This window comes from Pseudonocardia humida (assembly GCF_023898865.1).
Taxonomy (GTDB): Bacteria; Actinomycetota; Actinomycetes; order Mycobacteriales; family Pseudonocardiaceae; genus Pseudonocardia; species Pseudonocardia humida.
Map to the genome: position 1 here is coordinate 111,276 of NZ_JAGSOV010000015.1, position 25,339 is coordinate 136,614.

The 25,339-nt window shown below is 75.0% G+C and carries 27 protein-coding genes; 12 read left to right on the forward strand and 15 right to left on the reverse strand.

The window, feature by feature from the left end; translation table 11 throughout:
* Positions 1-19 precede the first annotated feature (19 nt).
* Entirely contained in the window at positions 20-709 is a 690-nt protein-coding gene (locus KDL28_RS07225) for a response regulator (protein WP_252436507.1), read from the reverse strand.
* The gene (locus KDL28_RS07230; RefSeq protein WP_252436508.1) at positions 706-1,917 is read right to left on the reverse strand and encodes a sensor histidine kinase; all 1,212 of its coding nucleotides are present in this window, start codon (positions 1,915-1,917) and stop codon (positions 706-708) included. The genes KDL28_RS07225 and KDL28_RS07230 overlap by 4 nt, the downstream gene beginning before the upstream one ends.
* A 111-nt stretch (positions 1,918-2,028) precedes the next feature.
* On the opposite strand from KDL28_RS07230, the gene KDL28_RS07235 reads away from it, so the two are divergent.
* Complete coding sequence (locus KDL28_RS07235) at positions 2,029-2,946, forward strand: ABC transporter ATP-binding protein (RefSeq protein WP_252436510.1); 918 nt, start codon at positions 2,029-2,031, stop codon at positions 2,944-2,946.
* Positions 2,943-3,773: an ABC transporter permease gene (locus KDL28_RS07240; protein ID WP_252436512.1), complete on the forward strand. Its 831-nt coding sequence runs from the start codon at positions 2,943-2,945 to the stop codon at positions 3,771-3,773. The genes KDL28_RS07235 and KDL28_RS07240 overlap by 4 nt, the downstream gene beginning before the upstream one ends.
* 16 nt (positions 3,774-3,789) lie before the next feature.
* On the opposite strand, the gene KDL28_RS07245 is transcribed toward KDL28_RS07240, so the two are convergent.
* Complete coding sequence (locus tag KDL28_RS07245) at positions 3,790-4,374, reverse strand: dihydrofolate reductase family protein (RefSeq protein ID WP_252436514.1); 585 nt, start codon at positions 4,372-4,374, stop codon at positions 3,790-3,792.
* 117 nt (positions 4,375-4,491) lie between these two features.
* Positions 4,492-5,664, reverse strand: coding sequence for an SPL family radical SAM protein (locus KDL28_RS07250; RefSeq protein ID WP_252436515.1), 1,173 nt, complete (start codon positions 5,662-5,664; stop codon positions 4,492-4,494).
* A 181-nt stretch (positions 5,665-5,845) separates the two neighbouring features.
* Here KDL28_RS07250 and KDL28_RS07255 point away from each other — a divergent pair, with 181 nt between their 5' ends.
* Entirely contained in the window at positions 5,846-7,720 is a 1,875-nt protein-coding gene (locus KDL28_RS07255; RefSeq protein WP_252436517.1) for a DUF6461 domain-containing protein, read from the forward strand.
* 186 nt (positions 7,721-7,906) lie between these two features.
* Entirely contained in the window at positions 7,907-9,304 is a 1,398-nt protein-coding gene (locus KDL28_RS07260; RefSeq protein WP_252436519.1) for a TY-Chap domain-containing protein, read from the forward strand.
* Here the strand turns inward: KDL28_RS07260 and KDL28_RS07265 are convergent.
* Entirely contained in the window at positions 9,285-11,534 is a 2,250-nt protein-coding gene (locus KDL28_RS07265; protein WP_252436521.1) for an MMPL family transporter, read from the reverse strand. The genes KDL28_RS07260 and KDL28_RS07265 overlap by 20 nt on opposite strands.
* 112 nt (positions 11,535-11,646) lie before the next feature.
* Positions 11,647-12,222, reverse strand: a complete 576-nt coding sequence (locus KDL28_RS07270) for a GNAT family N-acetyltransferase (protein WP_252436522.1) — start codon at positions 12,220-12,222, stop codon at positions 11,647-11,649.
* Between the two features lie 147 nt (positions 12,223-12,369).
* Between KDL28_RS07270 and KDL28_RS07275 the strand changes: the two genes are divergently transcribed.
* Complete coding sequence (locus KDL28_RS07275) at positions 12,370-12,783, forward strand: hypothetical protein (RefSeq protein WP_252436524.1); 414 nt, start codon at positions 12,370-12,372, stop codon at positions 12,781-12,783.
* A gap of 28 nt (positions 12,784-12,811) precedes the next feature.
* On the opposite strand, the gene KDL28_RS07280 is transcribed toward KDL28_RS07275, so the two are convergent.
* Entirely contained in the window at positions 12,812-13,159 is a 348-nt protein-coding gene (locus KDL28_RS07280) for a DoxX family protein (RefSeq protein WP_252436526.1), read from the reverse strand.
* A gap of 150 nt (positions 13,160-13,309) precedes the next feature.
* Here KDL28_RS07280 and sigJ point away from each other — a divergent pair, with 150 nt between their 5' ends.
* From sigJ to KDL28_RS07295, 3 genes are all read left to right on the forward strand, one after another.
* Entirely contained in the window at positions 13,310-14,245 is a 936-nt protein-coding gene (gene sigJ / locus KDL28_RS07285; protein WP_252436527.1) for an RNA polymerase sigma factor SigJ, read from the forward strand.
* Positions 14,246-14,272: 27 nt separating this feature from the next.
* Positions 14,273-14,566: a MarR family winged helix-turn-helix transcriptional regulator gene (locus tag KDL28_RS07290; RefSeq protein ID WP_252436653.1), complete on the forward strand. Its 294-nt coding sequence runs from the start codon at positions 14,273-14,275 to the stop codon at positions 14,564-14,566.
* Between the two features lie 224 nt (positions 14,567-14,790).
* Positions 14,791-15,261, forward strand: coding sequence for a DinB family protein (locus tag KDL28_RS07295; RefSeq protein ID WP_252436529.1), 471 nt, complete (start codon positions 14,791-14,793; stop codon positions 15,259-15,261).
* A 16-nt stretch (positions 15,262-15,277) separates the two neighbouring features.
* Here KDL28_RS07295 and KDL28_RS07300 read toward each other — a convergent pair whose 3' ends face one another.
* Together KDL28_RS07300 and KDL28_RS07305 are read right to left on the reverse strand one after the other, a co-directional pair.
* A complete protein-coding gene (locus KDL28_RS07300; RefSeq protein WP_252436531.1) occupies positions 15,278-16,420 on the reverse strand; it encodes an acyltransferase family protein in 1,143 nt (380 codons plus the stop codon).
* The gene (locus KDL28_RS07305) at positions 16,417-17,064 is read right to left on the reverse strand and encodes a TetR/AcrR family transcriptional regulator (protein ID WP_252436533.1); all 648 of its coding nucleotides are present in this window, start codon (positions 17,062-17,064) and stop codon (positions 16,417-16,419) included. Before KDL28_RS07305 ends, KDL28_RS07300 begins: the two co-directional genes overlap by 4 nt.
* Positions 17,065-17,250: 186 nt before the next feature.
* On the opposite strand from KDL28_RS07305, the gene KDL28_RS07310 reads away from it, so the two are divergent.
* Both KDL28_RS07310 and KDL28_RS07315 read left to right on the forward strand, forming a co-directional pair.
* Positions 17,251-17,865: a hypothetical protein gene (locus tag KDL28_RS07310; protein WP_252436534.1), complete on the forward strand. Its 615-nt coding sequence runs from the start codon at positions 17,251-17,253 to the stop codon at positions 17,863-17,865.
* 64 nt (positions 17,866-17,929) lie between these two features.
* Positions 17,930-18,304: a nuclear transport factor 2 family protein gene (locus KDL28_RS07315; RefSeq protein ID WP_252436536.1), complete on the forward strand. Its 375-nt coding sequence runs from the start codon at positions 17,930-17,932 to the stop codon at positions 18,302-18,304.
* Positions 18,305-18,777: 473 nt separating this feature from the next.
* On the opposite strand, the gene KDL28_RS07320 is transcribed toward KDL28_RS07315, so the two are convergent.
* Positions 18,778-19,341 carry a TetR/AcrR family transcriptional regulator gene (locus KDL28_RS07320; RefSeq protein WP_252436537.1) on the reverse strand — a complete coding sequence of 188 codons (564 nt, stop codon included), beginning with the start codon at positions 19,339-19,341 and terminating at the stop codon, positions 18,778-18,780.
* A gap of 87 nt (positions 19,342-19,428) precedes the next feature.
* Between KDL28_RS07320 and KDL28_RS07325 the strand changes: the two genes are divergently transcribed.
* A complete protein-coding gene (locus KDL28_RS07325; RefSeq protein WP_252436539.1) occupies positions 19,429-19,779 on the forward strand; it encodes a DoxX family protein in 351 nt (116 codons plus the stop codon).
* 267 nt (positions 19,780-20,046) lie between these two features.
* On the opposite strand, the gene KDL28_RS07330 is transcribed toward KDL28_RS07325, so the two are convergent.
* Complete coding sequence (locus KDL28_RS07330; RefSeq protein WP_308215941.1) at positions 20,047-20,979, reverse strand: LysR family transcriptional regulator; 933 nt, start codon at positions 20,977-20,979, stop codon at positions 20,047-20,049.
* A gap of 132 nt (positions 20,980-21,111) precedes the next feature.
* Here KDL28_RS07330 and KDL28_RS07340 point away from each other — a divergent pair, with 132 nt between their 5' ends.
* A complete protein-coding gene (locus tag KDL28_RS07340) occupies positions 21,112-21,969 on the forward strand; it encodes an alpha/beta fold hydrolase (RefSeq protein ID WP_252436541.1) in 858 nt (285 codons plus the stop codon).
* A 144-nt stretch (positions 21,970-22,113) separates the two neighbouring features.
* Here the strand turns inward: KDL28_RS07340 and KDL28_RS07345 are convergent, their stop codons facing one another.
* From KDL28_RS07345 to KDL28_RS07360, 4 genes are read right to left on the reverse strand one after another with little or no spacing between them, the layout of a single operon-like run.
* Positions 22,114-22,602 carry a YbaK/EbsC family protein gene (locus KDL28_RS07345; protein WP_252436542.1) on the reverse strand — a complete coding sequence of 163 codons (489 nt, stop codon included), beginning with the start codon at positions 22,600-22,602 and terminating at the stop codon, positions 22,114-22,116.
* A gap of 18 nt (positions 22,603-22,620) precedes the next feature.
* Positions 22,621-24,156 (reverse strand): serine/threonine-protein kinase, encoded by a 1,536-nt coding sequence (locus KDL28_RS07350; RefSeq protein ID WP_252436544.1) that lies wholly within the window; start codon positions 24,154-24,156, stop codon positions 22,621-22,623.
* Positions 24,153-24,965, reverse strand: a complete 813-nt coding sequence (locus KDL28_RS07355) for an exodeoxyribonuclease III (protein ID WP_252436545.1) — start codon at positions 24,963-24,965, stop codon at positions 24,153-24,155. The genes KDL28_RS07350 and KDL28_RS07355 overlap by 4 nt, the downstream gene beginning before the upstream one ends.
* Before the next feature lie 17 nt (positions 24,966-24,982).
* The gene (locus KDL28_RS07360) at positions 24,983-25,327 is read right to left on the reverse strand and encodes an SH3 domain-containing protein (protein ID WP_252436547.1); all 345 of its coding nucleotides are present in this window, start codon (positions 25,325-25,327) and stop codon (positions 24,983-24,985) included.
* Positions 25,328-25,339 lie beyond the last annotated feature (12 nt).

Below are 25,339 nucleotides of genomic sequence, written 5' to 3' on the forward strand. Positions count from 1 at the left end.
AGGTCCACGCGCAGCGCGCTCACCGCGGCACCGGAACCACCAGACCGCTCTCGTACGCGGTGATCACCAGCTGCGCCCGGTCCCGCGCGCCCAGCTTGCCGAGCAGGCGCCCGATGTGGGTCTTCACGGTGCCTATCGTCACGTGCAGGTGCTGGGCGATCTCGGTGTTGGACAGCCCGCGGGCGATCAGGACCAGCACCTCGCGCTCCCGCTCGGTGACCGGCCCCAGCTCGGGCGGGGCGGCGGAGGCGGGCGGGGCATGCCCGGCGAACGCGGCGATCAGCCGCCGGGTGACCCGGGGCGCCAGCAGCGCCTCGCCCGCGGCGACCACCCGGATGCCGGCCAGCAGCTCGGCGGCCGTGGCGTCCTTGACCAGGAACCCGCTGGCCCCGGCGCGCAGGGCCGCGTAGACGTAGTCGTCGAGGTCGAACGTGGTCAGGATGAGCACGCGCACGGCCGCGGTCTCCGGCTCCGCGCAGATCCGCCGGGTCGCCTCGATGCCGTCCATCTCCGGCATCCGGACGTCCATCAGCACCACGTCGGGCCGGTGCAGGCGGGCCAGCCGCACCGCCTCGGCGCCGGTGCCGGCCTCGCCGACCGGGGCGAAGCCCGGCGACGCCTCCAGCAGGGCCCGGAAGCTCTCCCGCAGGAGGGGGTGGTCGTCGACGAGGAGCACCCCGATGTCCGCGGGTGACGGCGGCCCGGTCATGCCGTCTGCTCCGCCGCGGCGTAGGGGATCTCGGCGACCACCTGGAACCCGCCCCCGGGACGGGGGCCAGCGTCCAGGGTGCCGCCGTACATCGCCACGCGCTCGCGCATGCCGATGAGGCCCTGCCCGGCGGGCCGCCGGCCGGACGTGCGCTGCGCGTGGCCGTCGTCCAGGACGTCGATGCGCACGCTGCCCCCGGCGGCGCCCACCACGACGCGGCAGTGGCCGGCGTCGGCGTGCTTCACCACGTTGGTGAGGGCCTCCTGGACGATGCGGAAGACGGTGAGGTCGACGGCTTCGGGCAGGTCGTCGGCACCGTCGAGGCGCAGATCGATCCGCAGGCCGGTGGAGCGCAGCCGGTCGGCGAGGTCGGGCAGGTCGGCGGAGCCGGGAGCCGGGACGAACTCGGCGGCCGGTCCCGGTCCGGGATCGGTGTCCGGCCGGAGGACGCCGAGCAGCCTGCGGATCTCGGTGAGCGCGGCCCGGCTGGTCCGCTCGATGGTCACGAGGGCGGCTCGGGTCTCGGCGGGCCGCTCGTCGGCGATGTGGTTGGCCACGGTGGCCTTCACCGCGATCAGGCTCATGCTGTGCCCGACGATGTCGTGCAGCTCCCGGGCGATCCGCAGCCGCTCGGCGGCCACCGCGTCCTGGGCGAGCCGCTGGGCGGCCTCGGCCCGGACCGCCCGCCGCCACCGGACCGTCCAGCCCACGGCCCAGGCGGCGGTGACCATCACGGTGACCACGCCGAGCTCGACCTGCCACCACAGCGGCACCTCGCTGGCGGACGTGTCGGCCGCGCCGATCCGGGCCCGGTCGTAGAGCCACGGGATGGTGACCGACGGCGCGACCAGTGCGCCGACCAGGGCCGCGCCGGCGGCGACGCGGCCGGACGCGGAGGCCACGGTGTAGAGCGCCAGCGCGACGGGCGCGTACGTCATCGAGATGGCCCCGAGCCCCACGGCGCCGACCGCGGTGGCCACCGCCGCGGCCCCCGCGACCCAGGCGAGCACCGCCACGGGCCACCGCCTGCGGACCGCCAGCGGGAGTCCCACCGCCGCGCCCGCCACCCACGCCACCCACGCCGGACCGGCGAAAGCCGGACCGGGCGGGTCGAGCGGGGTGGAGGCGGCCAGGACGGCCAGCGCGACGGCGACCGCGGTGTCCACGGCGGCCGCGCGCAGGTCGGATCCGGAGGGCCGGGAAGGCATGCGATCACGCTAGACGGGGTCGCCCTCCCGGCGCGTCTGACCGTGGTAGGACATGCGATCTCCGACCCTGGTCAGACGCGGCGGAGCCCCGGCGTCGGCGACGATTCCCCGGTGATCTCAGTGCGGGAGCTGACCAAGCGGTACGGGCCGACGGCGGCCGTCGACCGGCTGTCCTTCGACGTCCGTCCGGGAGTGGTGACCGGGTTCCTCGGCCCCAACGGGGCGGGCAAGTCCACCACGCTGCGCATCATCCTGGGCCTGCACCGCCCGACGTCCGGCGAAGCGCTGATCGGCGGGCGCCGGTACGAGCGGATCCGCCGCCCGCTGCACGAGGTGGGCGCCGTGCTCGACGCCGACACCGCCCACCCCGGCCGCACCGCCTTCCACCACCTCGCCTGCCTGGCCCGCAGCAACGGCATCGGCGGGTCCCGGGTGGCGGCGGTGCTGGAGCGGGTCGGCCTGGCCGACGTGGCGCACAAGCGCGTCGGCGGGTTCTCGCTCGGCATGCGCCAGCGCCTCGGGATCGCCGCGGCGCTGCTCGGCGACCCGGCCGTGGTCCTGCTCGACGAGCCGGTCAACGGGCTGGACGCGGCCGGCATCCGGTGGATCCGCTCCACGCTGCGGTCCCTGGCCGCGGAGGGCCGCACCGTCCTGCTGTCCAGCCACCTGATGAGCGAGATGGCGCTCACCGTCGACCACGTGCTGATCATCGGCCGGGGCCGGCTGCTCGCCGAGACCTCGATGGAGCAGGTGCGCGCCCGGTCCGGGCGCGACGTGCTCGTGCGGTCGCCGCGGGCGGCCGACCTCGCCGTCGTCCTGACCGGACTCGGCGCCTCGGTCACGGCCGACGGCGACGGCGGGCTCGTGGCGGTGGGCGTGGACGCACCCACCATCGGCGACGCCGCGGCGGCGGCCTCGATCCCCCTGCACGGGCTGACGCCGCGCAGCGCCACGCTCGAGGAGGTCTACCTGGAGATGACCGGCGACGCGGCCGAGTACCGGGCCGTCGCGGAGAGGACGACACGATGACGACCACCACGATCGTCGACGACACCGCGGCCCCGACCGCCCCGCGCCCGCCCGCCTTCCGGGACGCGGTGGCCGCCGAGTGGATGAAGCTGCGGACCGTCCGGACGACCTACGCGCTCCTGGCCGGCGCCGCGGCGGCGACGCTGCTCGGGCTGACCGTCCTGGCCCTCCTGGTCCAGGACTACGACCGGGCGGCACCGGCGGAGCGGGCGGCCTTCGAGGCGGCCGACCCGACGGTGGCGGTCATGCCGTTCGTCGGCTTCCTGATCGGGTCGATCGGCGCCATGGTGATCACGAGCGAGTACACCACCGGGTCCATCGGCCCGGGCCTGCTGGCCGTCCCGCAGCGGGGCCTCCTGCTCGGTGCGAAGGCGACGGTGGCCGCCACGGTGGGCGCCATCGGTGGGTTGCTGTTCGCGCTGCTGTCCTGTGTGGGGACCATCGTGCTGCTGGGTGACCGCCCCGCGCCGCTCAACCCCTGGCCGACCTGGACCGACGCGGTGCCGACGGTGGTCGGCGCGGCGCTCGTCGTGCTGACCACCAGCGCCGTGGCGCTGGGGCTGGGGGCAGTGCTGCGCTCGACCGCGGCGACGCTGGTGACCCTGGGCGGTCTCGGCCTGGTCGTGCCGATGTTCGCGCACGCCCTGCCGACGACGCTGCACCTGCTCCTCGCGTCGATCCTCATCCCGAACCTGGCACCGCAGCTCGCGGGCGCCGACCACCCGTACCTGCTCTCACCCGTCGGCGCGGCCGCCGCCGCGGTCGTGTGGGTGGTCGCCGCGCTCGCCGCCGGGGCGTTCGCCCTCGACCGCCGCGATGCGGGGTGACCCGGTGTGCCGAGCGCTACCTGCGGACGCGGTACCGCAGGTGGGTGACGCCCCGGTCCTCGAGCACCTCCGGGTCGGACAGCCGCACCGGCCCGCGGGTGCCGGCCAGCCACGGGATCCCGGCGCCGAGGATCACCGGCACCAGGCTGACCTGGATGATGTCCAGCAGACCGGCGTCGAGGCAGCCGCGGGTCACGGTGGCGCCCGCGATGGCGACGTCCCGGTCGCCGGCCAGCTCGCGCGCCCTCGCGACGGCGGCCTCCACCGAGGTCTCGAAGTGGATCGGCACGCCGCCGCGCGGCCAGTCCGACGGCGGGCGGTGGGTCAGCACGACCATCGGCACCTCGCCGCCGGGGTGGCCGTCCCAGCCGTTGGTGATGTCGTAGAGCCTGCGGCCGACCACCGTCGCGCCGGCACCGGCCACCTCGCCGGTCAGCAGGTCGGCCGTGGTCTGGGAGACGCGCAGCTCGGGGAAGCCCTCGCTCAGCTTCACCGGCACGTCGCCGCTGCCGTAGAAGCCGAACAGGTCGTCGCAGCCGTCGTCGGGGTCGGCGATGAAACCGTCCAGCGACATCGCCAGGTGTGCAGCCACTTCACCCATCGGGCACCTCCACGGGTCCTCGGATCCTCTGGGAGGAAGGACCGGCCCGACGGCGCCGAGTCATCGGTCGCGGTGCCCGCGGGATCCCGCGAGCCGGGTGGCGACCGGCCGGGGCCGCTACGTCCAGTAGAGGATCCGGCAGGAGGGCAGGCGCTCGGCGATCCGCGCCTCGAACCAGGAGCGCAGCTCGGACATCGTCTCCGCGGGGTAGACGAACTTCACCGAGCCGAACTTGCCGTGCTTGCGGCTGCGCGCCTGCTCCTCCATCTCCAGCCCGGTGCGCGGGTACCAGCCCAGCAGCACCTCCTTGCTGCCCGGGGTGAACCGGTGTGTGATCAGCTCCGCGGTCAGGTCGAGGTCGGGCACGCCCTGCACCGCCGCGGCGACCCCGTCCAGCAGCTCGCCGTAGCGGTCGCGCCAGTCCGGCACCGTCATGATCGGCGCGATCGTCAGCCCGACCGGGTAGCCGTCCAGGGCCAGCGTGCGCAGGGCCGCGAGCCGATCGGGCAGGCGGTCGGTGCCGCCCTCGAACCGGCCGGTCACCGGGAGGCAGTTGACGCTGAACCGCACCCGCGTGCGCCCGGCGTGCGGCAACCCGACGAACGACCCCACATCGGCGAACTTCGTCGTCCAGCGCAGCTGCACCGGCGCCTCCCACGCGCCGAAGTGCTCCACCGCCCGGCGCCAGCTCCCGGTGAGGTGCTCCAGGGCGAGCGGATCGGTGTAGCAGGACGCCTCGAACGTGGTGCCCTCGTCCTGGCGGGCCGCGCGCCGGCTGGTGATCGTGCCGCGGCCCTCGTAGGCGCTCAGGTTGTCGAGGATGTCGTCCAGGTCCGCGTAGACCCGGGTCACCGGCGGCCCGGACAGCGACCCGGCCAGGTAGCAGTACTGGCAGTGCGCGGGGCAGCCCTCGGCCAGGTCGACCCGCCAGTCCGCGCTGGGCGCGATCGGCTGCAGCTTCCGCCGCGCCGGCGGGCTCACCACGATCGCCATTGTGGCCTTCGCCCGGGCGTACGTCTCCCGGTCGGTCTCGCCCCGCACACCGGTCAGCCGGTTGCCGCGCAGCCGCTCCACCTCCAGGCCGAGGTCCTCGAGGCGCGCCATGATGCGCCGTCCGTGCGGCTGGTCGTAGGCGGCGGGGGTGGCGACGACCCGCGTCGGCGTCCAGCGCCGCCCCGGCCGGGCCGGTGGGGTCACCTCGCTCAGGTCGTGCGTGCGGACGGCTTCCCCGCTGGCGCTGTGCGGCGCGGCCGGCGTCCGCGGCGCGAGCGGCTCTCCGAGGTCGATCATTCGCGGCGGGTACCCCGGCCTGCGCGGATCGCACCGGCGGTGACCCCCGGCCGTTCCCCCGCCACCCTTCCGGGTGAGCGGGCGTCGGCCGCCGACATACTGCCTCTCCATCGAGTCGGGGGGCGGGATGCGTGCGGGACGTTCGACGGGTGCGCGGTGCGCTGCCCTGGCGGTGGCGCTGATGACGATCGCGGGGTGCGGCGGCGCCTCCGGGGAGCCGGCGCTCGGGGAGGCCGCCGCACCTCCGGCGGCGCCGTCGGCCGCGGACCTACCGCCCCACCTGCTCGACGAGCTGGCCGAGCGGGTGGTCGGCGCGCTGCCGATCGTCGCGGACCGCATCCCCGCCGCCGACGCGGAGCTGGTCGGTCGGCAGGGGCTCCCCGACGACCCCACGCTGTCCACCGGCCCGGTCGGACCGGCGACAAGGGGTCTGCCCGTCGTCCCCGCTCCCCTCCCGCAGCCGCACCCGAGCGACCCGGGCTCGGTGGCCGTGCCGGCGCCGGAGGACCCCGGCGCGTTCCTCGACGCGCGGGTGCTCGCCGCCGTGCTCCCCGTCCTCGGCAGTTCGTCGCTCGACGCCCCGGCGGAGCTCGGGCCGTTCGTGCGCCCGGCGCCACGCCCGTCGACGGGGTCGAGCGCCGTCCTGGTGGTCACCGGGGACGGGCAGTCCGTGGCGGCCGGTCTGCTGCGCCAGCACAACCCGGAGGTGATCCGCGCGATCACCGACATCACCGGTGCGCTGACCGACCACGACCGGGTGGCGCCGCTGCTGGAGGTCGGCGCGGGTCGCGAGGCCGAGGTCGTCGCCGCGCACGGCCGGGCCCACCTCGCCCTGGCCGTGGTCGTCTCGGGGATCGTGCTCTCCGCCGCGGACGTCCCCGGGGTGCGGTCCGATCCGGCGGCCGTGGTCGCGGGCGCGCTCGACGCCGTCACCCCGGTGCTCCGGGATCGGCCGATGCCCGGGACCCACGCCGCGGCGGCGCTGGAGCGCCGCCGCGCGGAGTACCGGGTCCCGAACGTCGCGCACGGCCAGGTGACGGTCAACGGCTACCGGTTCGGCCTGGCGGAGGGCGCGCTGCCGCCCGCGGCGGAGGAGCCGGCGAACGGCCTGGTCGCGGTGGTGCCCGGCGGGCTCGTGGTGCGCACCGGGGTCGTCGACGGTCCCGTTCCGGTCTCCGTCCAGGTGCTGCCCGGACCGCCGCCCGTCGAGCCCGACGGCCGCGATCTCGCCGTCTGGCACGAGGTCGTCGAGGTGAGCTTCACGGCCGAGGCCGGCGCGGCCTCCGTCGTGAGCGACGCGGGCGCCGCCACCTCGGCGCTGGCGGAGCGCACCCCGCCCTGGCCGGGCCCGGTGCGGGCCAGGGTCTCGGCGCGCGGCCGCGACGACGGGGACGGCGAGCGCTACGAGATCGTCGTCTGGTCCGCCCCGGCCGGGCCCGAGGTCGTGCGCAAGGCCACCGACCGGCTCGGGCACCGGCTGCGCGGCGAGCCCGAGCCGCCGGTCGTCGAACGCCCGGAGGCCGCCTACCGCTGGCTGCGCGACAGCACCCTGGGCTCCGCCGCCACGGTCACGGTCGTCACCGGTTCGAGCGCCGAGCAGGTGGTCGCGGCGTTCGGCGGCGATCCGGGGCGACCGGTGCCGATGGGCCAGGACCTGGGCGCCGAACTCGAACCGTGGGTGGCCGTGCTGCCCGTGGACGGCGCGGTGATCGCCGTCGAACCGAACGGTTGGCAGGGGACGCACGACGAGGTGCTGCGGGCGGCGTCGGCGAACGGGAGGGCCGCCAGCATGTACTGGAGCGGCGACGGGCTCACGAACCTCGCGTTCGCCCGCGGCGGCGAGGTCGTCGACTCGTTCGAGCCGCTGTTCGTCCACGACGCGCCCGACGGCGAGGTGCGGGCCGCCCTGGACGGCATCGACTGGGCCGACTACACCGACCTGCACGAGAAGGGGCTCGCCGCCGTCGAGGGGTTCACCGGCCACGGCATCCGGGCCCAGGACGTCGACCGCATCGAGGAGGCCGCCGTCGCCTTCCGGATCCCGGATTCGGGCTGACTCGCCGGGGGGAGCACCCGGTCGTCGTCCTCCATTCCGGCCCTTCGAGCGCGAAAGCGACCCTGGGGCGAATGCGTTGTCGGCCCCGTTCTCCTCGGCGGTGGTGGGGCGATGTCGCACTGCCCGCGAACTGTCGGCGGTCCCCCATAGGGTCGATCTCATCCGCTTCCGCCGAGAAGACTCCGAATGGCCGACGCAATTGCCCCCACGTGGGGCGACGACGTCACCGACGAACTGACCGCGCGGCTGCCTCGGCTGCGCGACGGCGACGCCATCACCATCGACATCGGCCCGCACTTCGTGCAGTTCAAGCAGTTCGGGCAGGCGCTCTCGGTGATCGCCTCCGGCCAGGACCGGGCCCGGCCCGGCACCTCGTTGAGCCCCGATCAGGCCCGCGACATGGTCGCGCTGGGGTGGCTCCCGTCCGATGAGATGCCGATCCACCAGCTGGACCCGCTGCCCGCCCCGATGTCCGCGGAGACCGCCCGGCAGGTGGCCGGGTTGCTGGTGGCGTCCCTGCGCGACGTGTTCGGCGGCGCCACCCCGGCCGCGGCCACGTTCAGCTCGCACAACGACGGCGGCCACCGCGCGCCGACGCTGAGCACCGTGGCGGTGTACCCCGGCCAGCTGCCCGAGGTGCGGGTGGCCCCGGCGAGCCTGCTGCCGCCGCCGTCACCCACCTGGCGGGGGCACCTCGAGGCGCTGCTGGCCGGGGTGGGCAGCTGGTCCCGCGCGGAGATCGACGCCGTCCTCGCCGGCCGCGGCTGGGAGATCACCGGTGAGCGCGGGTACACGGGGCTGGCCGCGGCCGGTGGCGTCGAGGTCCAGGTGCTGCCCGCCGGTGCCGGGTCCGGGTCCGATTTCCGCAGGGTGGTCGTGCGGGAGCGGCTCGCATCCGCCGCGGCCGCGACGCGGTTCCGGGAGGTGCTGGCCGCGGTCGTGGCCGTCCTCGGCGACCCACCGCTCGTCGGCGGGCCCGCCGCCTTCGCCCGGTGGCGCGGAGACCCGCTGACCGTGATCGTGTCGCACCGACCCGGCCGCGACACCGCCACCGTCGCCATGACCGTCACCCCGACCGACGTCATCGAAGCCGAGGAGTACCGCAGCAGCAGCATCGACCCCGTCCAGCCGCCGGACCACCACTGGACGACGTGGCCCGACACCGACGCGCCGGAGCACCGCTCCCTGCACGGGATGATGTCGTTCCCCCGCCCGCCCGCCACCGACCTCGACGAGCTCGGCCGGAACCTGCGGGAGCTGTTCGGGTCCTTCACCGCCGACCTGCCGCTGCTGCACCCCTACGCCGGCGGCGCCTGCGTCCGGATCCTCGGACCGACCGGGGAGTGGCTGGCCGACGGCGCGTTCACCCGGGACGGGGCCCGGTTGCGGGTCGGTGGCGGCAACGCGCCGAGCGAGTCGTTCCCGCTCGACGGGGCGCGCACCGGCACGGTGATCGCCGATCGGGTCATGGCCGCGCTGGCGGCGGCCGGCGTCGAGAAGCCCGGGCAGCTGCGCTGCCGCGTGTGGTCGACCGTCCCGGCCGAGCGCCTCGAGGTCGATCCCCTCACGAGCCCGGACCGGTAGCGCCCACGCCGCGGACCGGACCGGGCCGGACCGGACCGGCCGGGCGCGCCGCCCTGGCGTCGCCGGGGTCGACGGCACCGGTGCGGCCGGGGTGGCGGGGCCACCAGACGCGCTCGCCGAGGAGCGTCATCGCCGCGGGCAGGATGAGGATCCGCAGCACGACGGCGTCGAACAGCACGGCGGTGGTGAGGGCGACGGCCACTTCCTTCATCTCGATGCGGTCGATGAACAGGAAACCGGCGAAGACCGAGATCATGATGACGGCGGCGCTGGTCACGGTGCCCGCCGTGGCGGAGATGCCCTCGACCACGGCCCGACGGGTCGGGACGCCCGCGCGCACGGCCTCGCGGATGCGGCTGACCACGAAGATCTGGTAGTCGGTCGACAGGCCGACCAGGATCGCGAACACCATCAGCGGCATCCGCGACCCGACGAACCCGGGCGAGGTGAACCCGAGCAGGTCCTCGGCCCAGCGGTTCTGGAACACCAGCGCCAGCACGCCCCAGGCCACCGCCACCGCGGCCAGGTTGATCAGGACCCCGAGCGCGGCCAACACGAGCGAGCCGAACGCGACCACCATGACCAGCAGCGTCGCCAGGCACACGAAGCCGATCACCCACGGGATCCGCTCGGCCTGGTGGGCGGAGTAGTCGACGCCGCGGGCGATCTCCCCGCTCACCGCGTACTCGACGCCGGGCACCCGGCCGAGGGTCTGCGGGAGGAGTTCGGCGCGCAGGCGCTGCATGGAGGCCAGGGCGGGCGCCGAGTTCTCCGGGTGCGGCACCGCGATGCGGAAGGTGCTGGTGGCGCCGGACGTGCGGATCTGCGGAGCGCCGGCGTAGTGGGGGTCGCCCGCGGTGCGCCCGGCCAGCGCTTCCAGCGCGTCCTGGACGGCGCCGGCCCGCGACGGCTCGGCGCGCACCGCCACCAGGTGGTGCGCGCCCTGGTCCGGGAACAGCCGGGTGAGCTGCGCGTACGTCGCCACCGCCGGCACGCTGGCCGGGAAGGTCTCCTTGCCCTCGACGCCCAGCCGCATCGTCGTCGCGGGCCAGGCCAGCGCCACCGTCACCGCCACGGCGACCAGCAGCGTGGCCACCGGACGCCGCAGCGCCGGGCCCAGCATCCGGCCCCAGGTGGCGCCGGCCGGCGCGCGGTGGCGGCTGGACCTGCGCAGCCGCCCGTCGATCCGCCCGCCGAGCAGCACCAGCAGGGCCGGGAGCACGGTCAGCGAGCCGAGCACCGAGACCGCGACCACCAGGATCGCGCCGGTCGCGATCGAGGAGAAGATCACGTCGTCGGCCAGGTAGAGGCCGGCCAGCGAGACGACCACGGCGACGCCGGACGTCACCACCGCGCGCCCGGCGGTGGCCGCGGCGACCTTCACGGCCGCGGTGTGGTCGAGCTCCCCCGCTCCGCGCGCCCGCTCCTCGCGGACCCGCTTGAGCGTGAACAGCGAGTAGTCGACGCCCACCGCCATGCCGAGCATGAACACCACGCTGATCGCCGCGCCGCCCGCGTCCGGGAAGACCCACGACGCCACGCCGTACAGGCCGACCGACCCGGCGAACGCCGTCACCGCGACCAGCACCGGCACCCCGGCCGCGAGGACCGCGCCGAACACCACGAACAGGATCAGGAAGGTGACCGGCAGGCTGATCATCTCGGTGCGGGCCAGGTCCTGGCCCTGCTTCGCGTTGACCCCGACCGAGATCGACGGGCCGCCGGTCTGCTCGATCCGCACGCCCGGGTGGTCGGCGCGCACCTCGGCGACCCAGGCCAGCACCCCCCGCACCGCCTTGCGGGCGTCGTCGGTGCCGCCGGCCATCGTGACCGGGACGCGCAGCGCCGTGCCGTCGGCCGAGCGCACGGCGGCCCCGACGCCTGCCACCCCGGGAACCGCCCCCAGCGCCCGGGTGACGTCGCGGACGGCGGCCCCCGCCGCGCCCTCGTCGAGCGGACCGGCGACCGCGGTGACCAGGACGTTCTCGACCGCGGGCGAGCCCAGCCCCGCCGCGGCCGCCATCGACTCGGCCCGGCCCGCCTCGCCGATCCAGAAGGCGCTGACGCTCCCCTGGTTCGTGCCGACGGCGGAGCCGGCGCCGACGCACAGCGCGACGAACACCAGCCACCCCGCGACCGCCCGCCACGGGTGCCCGGCGCTCCACCCCGCCAGCCGCACCGTCGTCGATCGGCCGGGTCCGTTCGTCCCGCTGTCCCGTGTCCGCGCCACCCGCCGAGCGTCGCGGCCGGCGGCCGGACGGGCAGTAGCGCAGGCCCACCGATCGGGGTGGGGAGCGCCCGACCGCTGATCAGCCGAACCGCACGACGCCGCGGCGGTCGGGTCAGATCGTCCGGCGCATCACCAACCGCGGCAGCTTGCTGGCCATCGCGCCCGTCCGACCCGCCACCTCGAAGCCGGCCTTCTCGAACATGGCCCGGGTGCCGACGAACGCCATCGTCACGTCGATCCGCCCGGATCCGGGGTCCACCGGGTAGCTCTCGACGGCGGGCGCGCCGCGCGATGCGGCGTACGCGACCGCGCCTTCGATGAGCGGCGTCGTGAAGCCGCGCTTGCGGTGACCGCCGCGGATCACCACGCAGATGATGCTCCACACCGGCACGTCGTCGAGGGGCTCGATCAGCCGGGACCGGCTCAGCCGGGTGTTCTCCGCGCGCGGGCCGATGCTGCACCAGCCGACCGGCTCGCCGTCGTCGTACCCGATCACGCCGGGCGGGTTCGGGCGCTCGCAGAGCGCGCGGAACGCCGCCTCCCGGCTCCCCCCGCCCAGCTCCTCGACCTCGCGGGCGACCAGCCGGTGCGACAGGCACCAGCAGTGGGTGGCCCGGCGGTTCGGGTTGGCCACCGCGACGAAGTCGTCGACCCGCTCCGGGGTGACGGGATGGGTCTGGAACACCATCGGCCGAGCAAACCGGGGTCCGGGGGGACCGGTCAAACCAGAAGCCGTTGTCGTGTGGACCGGTCCACAACGGCAACAGGTTCGTTCTCGACGGGGTGGGGGGCGGTCGATGCAGCGGCGGCATGCTCGCTCGGGCACGCTGGGAGGATGCGCATTCCGTTCCGTCGGCGGACGACTGCCGCCGAGTCCCGCCCCCTGCCGGTGCCCGCCCCGGTCGACGCCGTGGCCGCCGAGGTGCTGGCCCGGGCCCGGGTCCAGGCCGGCCGGAACCGCTGGGACGAGCTGACCCCGGCCCGGCGCGCGGAGGCGACCCGGGAGGCGTGGCGCTGGATGCTCGCCGCCCGGGAGGCGGGCTTCACCCTCATCGCGCCCGTGCCACCCACCCCGCCCGGCTACACGGCCGTCCCGGCCGACCTCGCCTCGACCGACGCGGTCGACCCGGCTCAGCTCGTCAGCTGCGGCACCTGCGGCTGCGTGATCACCCGCGGCGACCGGGGCAAGCACGCCCGGTTCCACGCCAGCACCGGCGCGCCGGACCGGATCACCGCGCCGTCGGGCTGAGCGGGGCGGCACCGGCAGGGTCCCCGGATCACCAGAGGACGGGGTTCAGCCCCAGGGCGGCCACCGCGGCGGAGAGGAACACCACCGCCCCCACGAGCTTGCGCGACCCCACCCGCAGGTGCGCGACGAGCGCGCCGACGAAGTACAGCACCAGGCCGGCGGCGGCGAGCGCCCCCAGCAGCGGCACGGCGAGCCCGGCCAGCAGCCCCAGGGCGCCCGCGGCCAGCAGCGTCCCCAGTACCGGCATCCACGACCGCGGCAGGCCCTTCATGTCCAACTGGGCCCTCGGGTACCCGTGGCCGACCAGGTAGGCGACGGCGGCCGCGCCGGTGATGACCGCGGCGAGGATCGTGACCGCGATGTGGGCGGCGAGCATGCGCACTCCGTTCTCGACGTGCTGGACGGTGTCCCACAGGTCCGACGACGCGGCCGCCGAGGACGTGAGGTGGGGCTGCAGGCCTCACGAACCGGGGCGCCGCCTCGTCTGACCGGGTGAGAGCAGCCGCGAGCGAGGGAGCCGTCGACGATGAGCACGCAGTCCGAGCCTGCGGACGCCCGGCGCGCCCCGGGCCTGCACGCGGTCATGGGCGAGCGCCGGCAGCTGATCAACCTCGGGTACCGGCTGCTGGGCTCGGTCACCGACGCCGAGGACGTCGTGCAGGAGACCTACGCCCGCTGGTACGCCATGTCGCCCCCGCAGCGGGAGGCCATCGGGTCCGCGGGCGCCTGGCTGACGACGGTGGCCGGGCGCATCTGCCTGGACCTGCTCCGCTCGGCGCGCGCCCGGCGGGAGCGCTACGTGGGCGAGTGGGTCCCCGAGCCGCTGCCCGACCGCACGGAGTGGGTCGGCCTCCGGTCGGGCGACGGCACCGCCGACCCCGCCGACCGGGTCACCCTCGACGAGTCGGTCGCCATGGCCTTCCTCGTCGTCCTGGAGTCGATGACCCCGGCCGAGCGCGTCGCGTTCGTCCTGCACGACGTCTTCCGCTACCCGTTCGCCGAGGTGGCCGCGATCGTCGGGCGCACGCCGTCGGCGTGCCGCCAGCTGGCCACGTCGGCCCGTCGGCGCATCCGCGCGGCCCGCACGCCTGACGCGGCGGCGGCCCGGTCCGCCGGCGTCGTCCGGGAGTTCCGACTGGCGTGGGAGGCCAAGGACATCGGCGCCATCGTCCGCCTGCTGGATCCGGCCGCCACGGTGGTCGCCGACGGCGGCGGGCTGGCCCGGACCGCGCTCCGCCCGATCGAGGGCGGCGAGCGGATCGCCCGCTACGCCCTCGACATCGCCGCCGGGGTGCCGGGCCTGGTGGTCCTGGAGCGCACGGTCAACGGCCAGCCCGGCCTGGTGGTCCAGCGGGACGGCGTGACCGTGACGGTGGTGGCGTTCGACGTCGTCGGCGACCGGATCCGACGGATGTGGGTGGTGCGCAACCCCGAGAAGCTCGGGCCCTGGCGACGGGGGTGAGGCAGAGACAACGGATCCCTGGGCAACCTGGCCGACGGCCACCCGCGGACGGTCTCCGAGCTCGGCGCGGCGGTCGGCACCCGACCGACCACCCTCACCGGGGTGCTCGACCGGTTGGAGAAGCGCGGACTGGTCACCCGACTGCCCCGCCCCGGCGACCGCAGGGCCGTGCAGATCGAGCTCACCGCGACCGGCCGCGCGACCGCCGATCTGGTCACCGCGGCCATGGCGCAGATCGAACGGGAGGCCTTCGCCGGCCTCCCCGCCGATTCCGTGGAATCGGGCCGGGCGGTGCTGCGCGCGCTGGCCGGAGCGGGCTGATGAGCGGGTTCGCCGCACTGCTGGCCCGCGACGCTGGCCGCGCCCGCGGCCCGGACCGGCTGGGTGCCGCCCGACCTGCGCCCGTGGTGAGCCGGTCCGGCCCCGGGCCGACGCGAGGGCGAGGGACGTCCACCTTGCCAACCCGGCGACGGAGCTTGCGCTCGTCTGACCGAAGGGTCGACAGTCCCGGGCCGGACGACCCGACCGCGAAGGGATCACCACGGATGGACGCCAGACCCCCGCGCACCGCCGCCGACGAGAGGTCGACCCTGGTCGGCTTCCTCGACTACCTGCGCTCCGCGATCGCGGCGAAGGCGGAGGGCGTCCCCGAACCGCAGGTCCGGGCGGCCGGCGTGCCCTCGGGCACCAACCTCCTGGGCCTGGTCAAGCACCTGACCGCCGTCGAGCGCTTCTACTTCCTGGGCGAGGACGTCGCCGACTGGGCCGGGACCATGCGGGCGACCCCGGAGGAGACCGTCGACCGCGTGCTCGCCGCCTACCGGGACGCGATCGCGCGCGCCAACGAGGTCATCGGCACCTACTCGGACCTGGCGCTCCCGGCGCCCCGGCCGTCGCGACGGGCATCGGCCCCGTCGATGCGGTGGCTGCTCGTGCACATGATCGAGGAGACCGGCCGGCACGCCGGCCACGCCGACATCCTGCGCGAGCAGATCGACGGTTCCACCGGGCGCTGACCGGGCGGTCGGGGGGTCAGAGCACCTTCCGGAGGCCCGGCAGCGCACGCACCGGGTACGCCACCGCCCAGCACAGCGGCAGCGCGAGGACGGCCATGATCGCGAACTTCGCCGCGACCGGCGCCTGCACGCCACCGAGGGCGTGGCCCAGCACGACCAGCACGACCGGGTGGATCAGGTAGACGGTGTAGGCGTGCGCCGACAGGAACCGGCGGCGGGGCCCCTGGCTGCCGAGGCGCTCCCGGAACAGCACCAGCAGGCCCAGGACCAGGCCGACCGCGAGCACCGACTCGCAGGTGACCATGGCCAGCGACTGCCAGGTGCCGTGGCCCAGGAACTCGACCCCGCCGGAACCGGTGACGACCAGGAGCGCGAGCACAGCCAGGCCCGCGGCGGCGAGCCCGATCCGGCCGGCCGTCCGGGAGAGGCCGTGCAGCCAGCCGCGGCGGGCCGCGAGCAGGCCGACGGTGAACAGCGCCGCGTACTGCGGCAGGTAGCCGGGGGTGGGCAGGCCGAGGACGTGGCTGTCCATCGGCAGCACGATGCGCCACAGGTAGGTCACCAGCGCCAGCGCGATCGTGAACCCGACGATCGCGACGGCGCCGGGAGCGCGGCCGAGCGCGGACACCGGGGCGGGCGCCGGAGCCAGGCGCCGCCAGAGGACGTAGAGCGCGCTGAACACGAGCAGCACCTCGACGAACCACATCGGCCCCGGCGAGAACGAGGACAGGTAGTACTGCCAGTAGGGCAGCTCGGCCCCCTGCTGGGCGGCGGCGTCCCGCGCGGCGGTGTAGCGGTCGATCGTCACCAGGGGACGCAGCACCAGCAGCCAGACCAGCAGCGGGACCCCCAGGCGCAGCAGCCGTTCGGCGAGGAAGCGCCCGGCGCCCTTGCGGTCGTGCGAACCCGGCACGAACAGCCCCGCGATGAGGAAGAACGCGCCCATGAAGAACGACTGGTTGAGCACGACGAAGATGTCGAGGAGCATCGCCGAGGAATCGGTCGTCGCTTCCTTGTAGTACCAGAGCGGGATGGTGCTGTAGGTGACGGCGGCGTGGTGGAGCACCACGAGCGCCGTCAGGGCGATGCGGAGGTTGTCGACGTGGTGGAGCCGGCCGGTGGTGGGCGTCGCGGTCGACGTGTTCGCGGATGTGGTCATCGGTTCGCCGTTGCTCCAGGGTCTTCGGATCGGGTGGCGTGCTCGAACAGGTCGGCCAGCTCCTCGGCGTGCGCCTCGAGGTCGTGGCCGGGGTGGGTCACCCAGTAGGCGAACATGTCGTCGAGCGCGGCCTGCACGGTGACGGACATGACGCGGGCGTCGAACGGGCGGAACTCGCCGGCCTGCTGGCCGCGGCGGAACAGCGCCTCGCGAGCGTCGTAGATCGGTTCGTTGAAGGCGATCCCGTAGCGCAGCGCGCCGTCGGGCGTGGTGCGGAGGTTGGTGACGACCTCGCCGAGGGCGAGCAGTTGGGTGCGGTGGTCGCGCATGTACTCGGCGACCGAGCGGATGGTCTCCCGCAGCGCGCCGGTCGCCGTGGCCTCCTTCTCCAGCCGCGACAGGACGAACTGGGCGATGTCGCGGTAGACGCGCTCGACGATCTGCTCCATCAGCTCCGCCTTGCCCGCGAAGTGGTACGAGATCACGCCCTTGCTGATGCCCACGCGCTCGGCGACGCGCGCCAGCGAGGTGCCGGTGTAGCCCAGCTCGGCGAGGGTCCCGATGGCGCTCTCGATGATCTGGGCGCGGCGGGCCTCCTCGACGAAGGACCGCTTCTGGCCGTCTGGCTTGTCTTCTGGCCGCACGGCCAGAATCTAGCACGATCGATCAGGACGCCCGCGGATCACGTCTGTCGAGGGCGGGGACCGGTCCCGCGCGTAACTCGCCGTAGGCCGTGGCGCCAGTAGGGTGAAGGACGACCTGGGGTGCCGATCCACGTCCCACCGGCTCGCACCCCCGCTCCGCCCACGCCCTACCGAAGGAGTCCGTCGGTGTCTGCCGGATCCACCCCCGGGTCGCCGGAACCCGGCACCGACCACGCGAAGCACGAGCGCGCCGCCCGGGTGTACGAGAAGACCCGGAACCTGGCCAACGGCAACGCGGTCGCCCAAGGGGCGAGCGGTGTCTTCGGCGGAGGCGTCAACCTCCTCGTCGACGCGGCCGCCATCCCCTTCTACGTCGACCTGTGGAACGACGTCCGGCGCGTCTACGGCCGCGGTGAGATCACCCTCCACGCCGCGCAGGAGTACCTGCGGCCGAACATGGCGTTCCTCGTGCAGGACCTGGTGTGGGACAAGGCGATCGGCTCGATCCCCATCATCGGGATCCCGTTCAACATCGCCTTCGGCAAGGCGCTGACCTGGCGGTTGGGCGCCTGGTTCGGGATGCTGGCGGCGCTGGGCGCCGACACCGGCGGCGACGCCGAGCTGGCGCAGTCGACGTTGGCGCTGGTCAAGCTGGTGTTCCCGGCCGATGGCGGCGTGTTCTCCTGGAGCGACCCCGACAAGGAGGTCTTCGTGGCCTTCATCGCCTCGGTCGACGGGCTGACCGAGGACGAGGCGCGCAGGCGCACGGAAGCCGCCCTCCGCGCGCTCCGCGGCGACTGAGGACCGGCGGCGCCGCCGTCGAAACTCCCGAGACCGTCGCCGTGGCCGCTGCGAGAATCGGACGATGGCCGCGGACCCCGTCATCGACGACGTGATCGACACCTACTGCGGGGCCTGGAGCGACCCCGACCCGCAGCGCCGCCGCGCCCTCCTCCGGAGCGTGTGGGCCGACGGCGCGACCTACACCGACCCGACCGTGCACGCGACCGGCCCGGACGAGCTGCTCGCCCACATCGACACCGTGCTCGCGCGCCGCCCCGGGGCGAAGGTCGTCCGGACCAGCCGGGTCGACGTCCACCACGGCCTGGCCCGCTTCGCGTGGCACGTGGTGCAGGCCGACGGCTCGACGCTCCCGGAGGGCCTGGACCTCGCCGAGCTCACCGCGGACGGCCGGATCCGACGCATCATCGGCTTCTTCGGGCCCCTGCCGCGCGACTGACGCGCCGCCCTGCTGCCCGAGGACGCGGTGGAGTTCGACCACCGAGACCCTCGAAGCGCGCTCGGAGTCCATCATCCGGCTGAGCGATCAGCTCGCACACGTGCGGCTGGTCGGGTCGCACCCGATGAGCTCGACGGCGTCCACGCTCGTGATCGATCTCCTGGCCACACCGCGCCGGGCGCGGACGCGATCGGGGCACCGTCGGCGGACCGGCCCGACCTGCGGGCCGCCTCGGCGCAGCTGTCGACGGGCGTGCGGATCCCAGACGTCTTCCGCGCCGAGCTCGACGGGCCGGACGGGAGTGGCGAGGGCACTCCGACCGGCGAGTGACGCCCTCACCCGGATCGCCGTTTCCGACGCTCCCGGAGCTCACGCACAGCGGCCGCCGACCGCGCAGCGTCGTCCGCCTCCACCGCGCCCGGCCCGACCGTCCGCCGGTCCCGCAGCTCCGACCACGACTCGCGCCCGGCGGATCACTGCGGGCGCAGGCGGGCCTGGGCGAGCTCCCACCGGCTGAGCGGGACGGCCAGGTCCGGGTCGAGCAGGGTCTGGAACAGCAGCCCGTTGAACTGCGCGAGGGCGAGCCCGGCCGCGTCGAGCCCCGCCTGGTCCGTGCCCAGTCCCAGGACCGTGGCGACGTCCCGACGCGACCGGCGGAAGCCCTCGGCCAGCATCTCCCGGACCTGCGCGTCGTGCTGGGCCCTGGCCAGAGCAGCGACGAGAGTCCGGGCCAGCCCCAGGTGCCGCTGTCGGCTGCCCTCGACGGCGACGAACGCACGCCGGAAGCGCTCGCCCGGCTGCTCCGGGTCCACGCCCTGGAGGGCACCCGCGATCTCGTCGAGCCACCGGTCGAGACCCTCGATGACCGCCGCGGTGACGAGCGCGTCCTTGGAGCCGAAGTGGTACGTGATCGACGCGAGGTTGGCCGCGGACTCCTCGGCGATCGCCCGCGCCGTGATCCGTTCCGGCGGCAGCCGTTCCAAGCAGCGCAGCGTGCCCTCGACCAGTTGCGCCCGGTTGCTCCGCTGAGGACTCACCGGTCATCGATACCGGACGGCGGCCGTTGACTCAACTTGTACAAACGTTTAGATTCAGACCGGCCCGCACCCTTCCGGGAGGCCGCCGTGATCGTCGCCAGCCTGATCACCTCCAGCACTCTGGCCGCGCTGCTCGTCGCGTCGGCCGCGCTGAAACTGAGCCACCGCGAGGCGGTCGTGCAGAGCTATCAGCGGGTCGGCGTGCCGGAGAACCGGCTCGACCTGCTGGCCGGGATCCTGCTGGCCGGAGCGAGCGGGCTGCTCGCCGGCTTGATCTGGCCCCCCGTCGCCGTGGCCGCGGCAGCGGGCCTGCTCTGCTACTTCCTCATCGCCGTGGCCGCGCACGTGCGGGCCCACGACTCGCGCCACGCCGGCCCCGCCGCCGTCCTCGCCCTCCTGTCGGCGGCCGCGCTGGCCCTGCGCCTCGGGACGTCGTGATGCCCGAGCCACGTCAGCGCGCTCCCTGCCGGTGAGTTGGTGCCGGGCGGGGGTGCGTGTGGCGGCGGTTGCGCCCGGCGCGGGGGACACCCCGATCGGCGAGCACCGCGGATTCCCCTGAGATGCCTGATCCACGCCGGATCCCACACGCCCGCTCCTGCCGGTCGACACCCAGCCCCTCAGCGCTCGGTGACGCACGACGGCCACGCGACGTCGGCCGGCTCACCACCGGCGACCCGGGTCGTGGGTTGCGCGAGGATGAGCGCCTCACGGACGCCAGGTGTCTCGGGGCAGGTCGTTCCAGTTCTCGGCCGAGCGCAACTCGTCGACGGCTCGGTGGAGCGCCGCGAGCCCGGGATGCCGCTCGCGGTCGCGCCACACCATCGACCAGGGGAGCAGCGGCACAGGAGACACGAGCGGCAGCAGTGTCGCTCCGGGCACCGGTGGGTGGCCCAGGACGGTCAGGACGGGCGGCTCGCCGTCTCGCACGTGGTGGGCGAGCTCCTCGCCACCACGTACGGGCGGGTGCGCCTCGGCCGGGCGTGCGCCGTAGCGGGTCAGGAACTGCCGGGCCAGGTCGTCCCACTCGCCGGTCACGTGGTCGCCGGCTCGCCGGCACACCTCCAGGCCTTCGAGCTCTCGGGCCGGTACTTCCGGCTGCTCCGCCAGCCGGTGGCCCGGGGGTAGCAGCAGTCCGAGCGGCTCCTCGCGGATGAGCCGGTGCTGCACCCGCACGCCGGTCGAGCGTGCGGCGGGAGGCCACACCCCGAACGCGACGTCGAGTTCACCCGCGCCGATCTGTGGAAGCGCTTCGGCGAGGCCGGCGCATCGCCGGCTGTAGAACTCGAAGCCCTCCTCGTACCGACGCGCGCGGTTCAGCACGCGGCCGGGCGTGATCCCGGCGCCGACGGCGTCGACCAGGAACCGGCTGGTGACGGCGCCCAGGTCACGTACGACTTCGTCGTGGTGGGCGAGCAGCGCGCGGGAGCGGTCCAGGAGCTCCGCCCCGGCCGCCGTCAGGGCCACGCGCCGCGTCGTGCGGTCGAACAGGCGCACCCCGAGCTGCTGCTCCAGTCGACCGACGTCCCGGCTCAGCGCCTGCTGGGCGACGAACAGCCGCGCCGCGGCGCGGGAGAAGTGCAGTTCCTCGGCCACGACCACGAAGTGGCGCAGCAGCCGGATGTCGAGGTCGTGGCCCACACCCGCGGTTCTACCGGATTAACGCCCCTCGCGTGTGGATCGCGCCGGAAGGGGTGTTGGACGCGGTCGGACAGCGGGCGCGAGCCTGGGCAGCACGTTCGACCGACCCCGCGACCGAGAGGCCGAGAACCCATGCAGTGCGAACGCACCATCGACAGCGGCGGCGCGCAGCTGTGCGCCCAGGCATTCGGCAGCCCGTCCCGACCGACCGTCCTGCTCGTCGCCGGGACGTCGTGCTCGATGGACTGGTGGCCGCCGGACTTCTGCACGACCCTCGCCGGGCGCGGCTTCCACGTGCTGCGATTCGACCAGCGCGACACCGGCCGGGCGACCTACGACCCGCCCGGACAGCCGGGGTACAGCCTGCCGGACCTGGTCGGAGACGCCCTCGCCGTGCTCGACGCCTACGGCGTCGCATCGGCGACCTGGGTCGGGTTCTCCCAAGGCGGCTGGATCGGTCAGCTCGCGGCCCTCGACCATCCCGCCCGCGTCTCGGAGCTCGTGCTGATGTCCACCCGGCCGACGGGCCATGGTCCAGCCGACGCAGACCTGCCCGAGGTGACCGATGAGCTGCTCCAGGCATGGGCCCAGGTCGCCGAACCCGACTGGCGGGACGAGGACGAGGTGGTCGACTACCTCGTCGCGGGGGAACGCAGCCTCGCGGCCGAGCCGTTCGACGAGCCGGGCGCCCGCGCCGTCGCCGAGGCCTGCGTGTCCCGGGCCCACCAGGTGCGCTCCGCCGTGGTGAACCACCCGATGGCAGAGCAGGGACCCCGCTGGCGCGAGCGGCTCGACCGGGTGCGCGTGCCCACCCTCGTGCTCCACGGAGACCGCGACCCGTTGTTCCCGCTCGACAACGCCGTGGCATCGGCGAAGGAGATCCCCGGCGCCCGCCTCGTCGTCCTGCCCGGTGTCGGACACGAACTGCCCCGCCGGGTGTGGCCCCAGGTGGTCGAGCACGTGGCCACCGGGGCAGGAGATCCGCACTAGCTCGTCCACCCGCTGGCGGCCGACCGCTCGGCGACCGCGCCGACGTCGGTGCACTCGCCCGGTCAGCCGCGCCGCGGCACCGGCGGGACGCCACCGCTCGTCCCAGCAGTGGCGCTCGCCCGACCCGACCGCGCACCTGACCGGCTACGCGACGTCGGCCGGCTCCCCGCCGGTGACGGCCACCAGCTCGGCGAACGTGCTGGGGAAGACGGCGTGCGGGATGCCGCCTGCCGCCCAGACCTCCGGGTAGGCCTCCAGCGCCCGGTCGACCAGCGTGCGGATCGGTGCCGGGTGCCCCACCGGCGCCACCCCGCCGATCGCCTGTCCCGTGGCCGCGCGCACGAACTCCGGGGTCGCGCGGCGGACGCGGGTCGCCCCGACCAGCGCGGCCACCTTGCCGGTGTCGACGCGGTGCGCACCGGAGGTGAGGACGAGCAGCGGGGCGCCGTCGGCGTCGAAGACCAGGGAGTTGGCGATCTGGCCGACCTCGACGCCGAGTGCGGCGGCGGCCGCGGCGGCGGTGGACACGGCGTCGGGGAGCACGCGCATGCGGTCGATCCGGGACGGGTCGGCGCCGCCGCGGCGCAGGGCGTCGACGACGAGCTGGACGTTCGGGTGGGTCACGGGAGGCATCCCACCATCGCCGGCCTCTCAGCTGTCGTCGAGGACCCGGGTGCCGGTGAGCTGGCGGCCGTCGGCCGCGGACAGCACGCAGTACACCCCGCGCGACTGGTACGACGGCCGCGACGCGCCTGCGCTGCGGGTGTCGTCCTGGAAGGCCTCCTCCGATGGCAGCAGCAGGGTGACCGCGAGCTGGTCCTTGTCCTCGCCGACGACGACGTTGTCGAAGTACATCCGGCAGGCGGCCGCCCCGAACTCCCGGAAGTCCTCCGCCCCCGGGTACCGGACCTCGTCGTCGCTGCCGTACGGCAGGTAGGCCGCGAAGACCTGGCTGTCGTGGACCTCGTCGCAGTCGCGCATCGCGCCGCTGTCGACCGCCCGGCCCGGCCCCGGCGCCACCTGGTAGCAGTAGCCGTTGCTGACGTCGAACTCCGGCACGTCGCCGCCGGCGCCGTAGCTGAGCGTGGTGATCTCCCGCTCGCCCAGCCCGGGCAGCAGCAGCCGGCCGCCGATCCCGCCGGCGACGAGCCCGACCACGAGGGCCGCGGCCGTCCACAGCAGGGTGCGCCGCCACCCGCCGCCCCGGGTGGCCTGCTGCAGCGGCGTGGTGGGTCCCGGCCCGTGCGGGCCCCCGACCGGCATGGTGGACGTGGCCGGGGAGCCGAGGATCGCCGCGGCCTGCGGTCCGGTCAGCCGCACCGTCGGGTCGCGCTGCAGCAGTCCGGCGATCACCGCGCCGAGCGCGCCGCGCGCCCGCGTCGGCGGGATCTCGGCCTGCAGCACCGCCGAGATGGTGGCCGCGGTGGTGTCGCGGGTGAACGGGCCGCGGCCCTCGACGGCGTAGAACAGGGTGGCGCCCAGCGCCCACAGGTCCGACGCCGGTGAGGCGTCGGCGCCGTCGAGCTGCTCGGGCGAGAGGTAGCCCGGCGAGCCGACCAGCAGCCCGGTGCTGGTCAGCCGGGTGTCGTCGGTGGCATGGGCGATGCCGAAGTCGGTGAGCTTGACCCGCCCGCTCGGGGTCAGCATGACGTTGCCCGGCTTGACGTCGCGGTGCGCGACCCCGGCCTCGTGCGCGGCCCGCAGCGCCGAGAGCAGCTGCTGGGCCACCGGGGTCGCGGTGCGCTCGTCGAGCGGCCCGTTCTGCGCGACGACGTCGGCCAGGGTCCGGGCGTCGATCAGCTCCATCACGATGTGGTCGACGCCGTTGTCGGTGACGACGTCGTAGACCGTGACGATGCCCGGGTCGCTGAGCCTGCCCGCGGTGCGCGCCTCGCGCAGCAGCCGCTCGCGGAAGTTGTGCCGGTCCTCCGGGCTCAGGCCCTCGGCCAGGTGCAGCTCCTTGACCGCGACCTGGCGCCCGATCACCCGGTCCTCCGCCCGCCACACGATGCCCATGCCACCGCGGCCCAGCTCGCCGAGCACGACGTAACGCCCGCCGATGACCCGGGTGGGGGCGACCGGCGCGCCGACCTGCCCGGGCGGCGGCCCGGGCCACGGGTGGGCGCCGGTGCTGTGCCGGCCGGTCTGGGGCGCGCCGGGGTGAGCGCCGCCGGGCGGGTACGTCATGCGGGCCCCTCCGGATCGGTCGCCGTCGCGTAGGACACCGTGACGGGCGCGTGGTCGGACCAGCGCTCCCCGTGCGTCGCGGCCCGCTCGACCACAGCCGACACGGCCCGCGCCGCCAGCGCGGGAGTCGCGAGGTGCAGGTCGATGCGCCAACCGGCGTCGTTGTCGAAGGCGCGGCCGCGGTAGGACCACCAGGAGTACGGCCCGTCGACGTCCGGGTGCCGGGCGCGCACCACGTCGACCCAGCCCTCGGCGAGCAGGCCGGCCAGCCAGGCCCGCTCGTGCGGCAGGAACCCGGAGTTCTTCGCGTTGCGCCGCCAGGCCCGGATGTCGCGCTCGGTGGGGGCGATGTTCCAGTCGCCGCAGACCAGCACCTCGCGGTCCTCGGCGGCCGCCTTGGCCCGGCGCTCGGCCAGGTAGGGCCCGAACTCGGCGAGGAAGCGGTCCTTCTCGTCCTGGCGGGGGGTGCCGACCGTGCCGTTGGGCAGGTACAGCGAGCCGATGGTGAGGCCGGGCAGGTCGATCTCCAGGTAGCGCCCGGAGCCGTCGAACTCCGTCGAGCCGATGCCCACCCGGACCGCCTCGGGCTCGCCGCGGGTGAGCACACCGACGCCGCACCGCCCGCGCTGGGCGCCCGGCACGTGGCTGAGCACCCAGCCGTCCAGCAGGCCGGCGGGGAACTCGTCCCGCTCGGCGCGCGTCTCCTGCACGCAGACGACGTCGGCCGTGGTCCGGGCGAGCCACCGGGCGAAGCCCTTCGGCCCCGCAGCCCGCACGCCGTTGACGTTCACGGAACTGACGGTGTGCACGCCGCCAGCGTCCCCTACTAGCAGACGGTGCCCGCCACGGGGGCCAGGTACTGGTCGGAGGCCCAGCGGTCGCCCTCCAGCTGGCGGAAGCCGTCGGTGACGATCGTCGTCCCGTCGACGCGCGTGCCCCGGCTCAGCGCGTCGAGCAGCTCGGCGTTCTGGCTGGGCCCGGCGCGGACGTTCAGCTCCTCGGTGGTGACCTCCAGCGTGCAGCCGGTGGACCCGTCGGCCTGGTTGGGCAGCAGGCTGCCGCCGCCGCGGTCGATCAGCGCGAGCACCGCCAGCAGCGCGCCGGCGACGAGCACGAAGGCCCAGCCCTTGAAGGAGGACGACTTCAGCTGGGGGATGGTGAGCTTGGCCATCTGTCGCGGCTC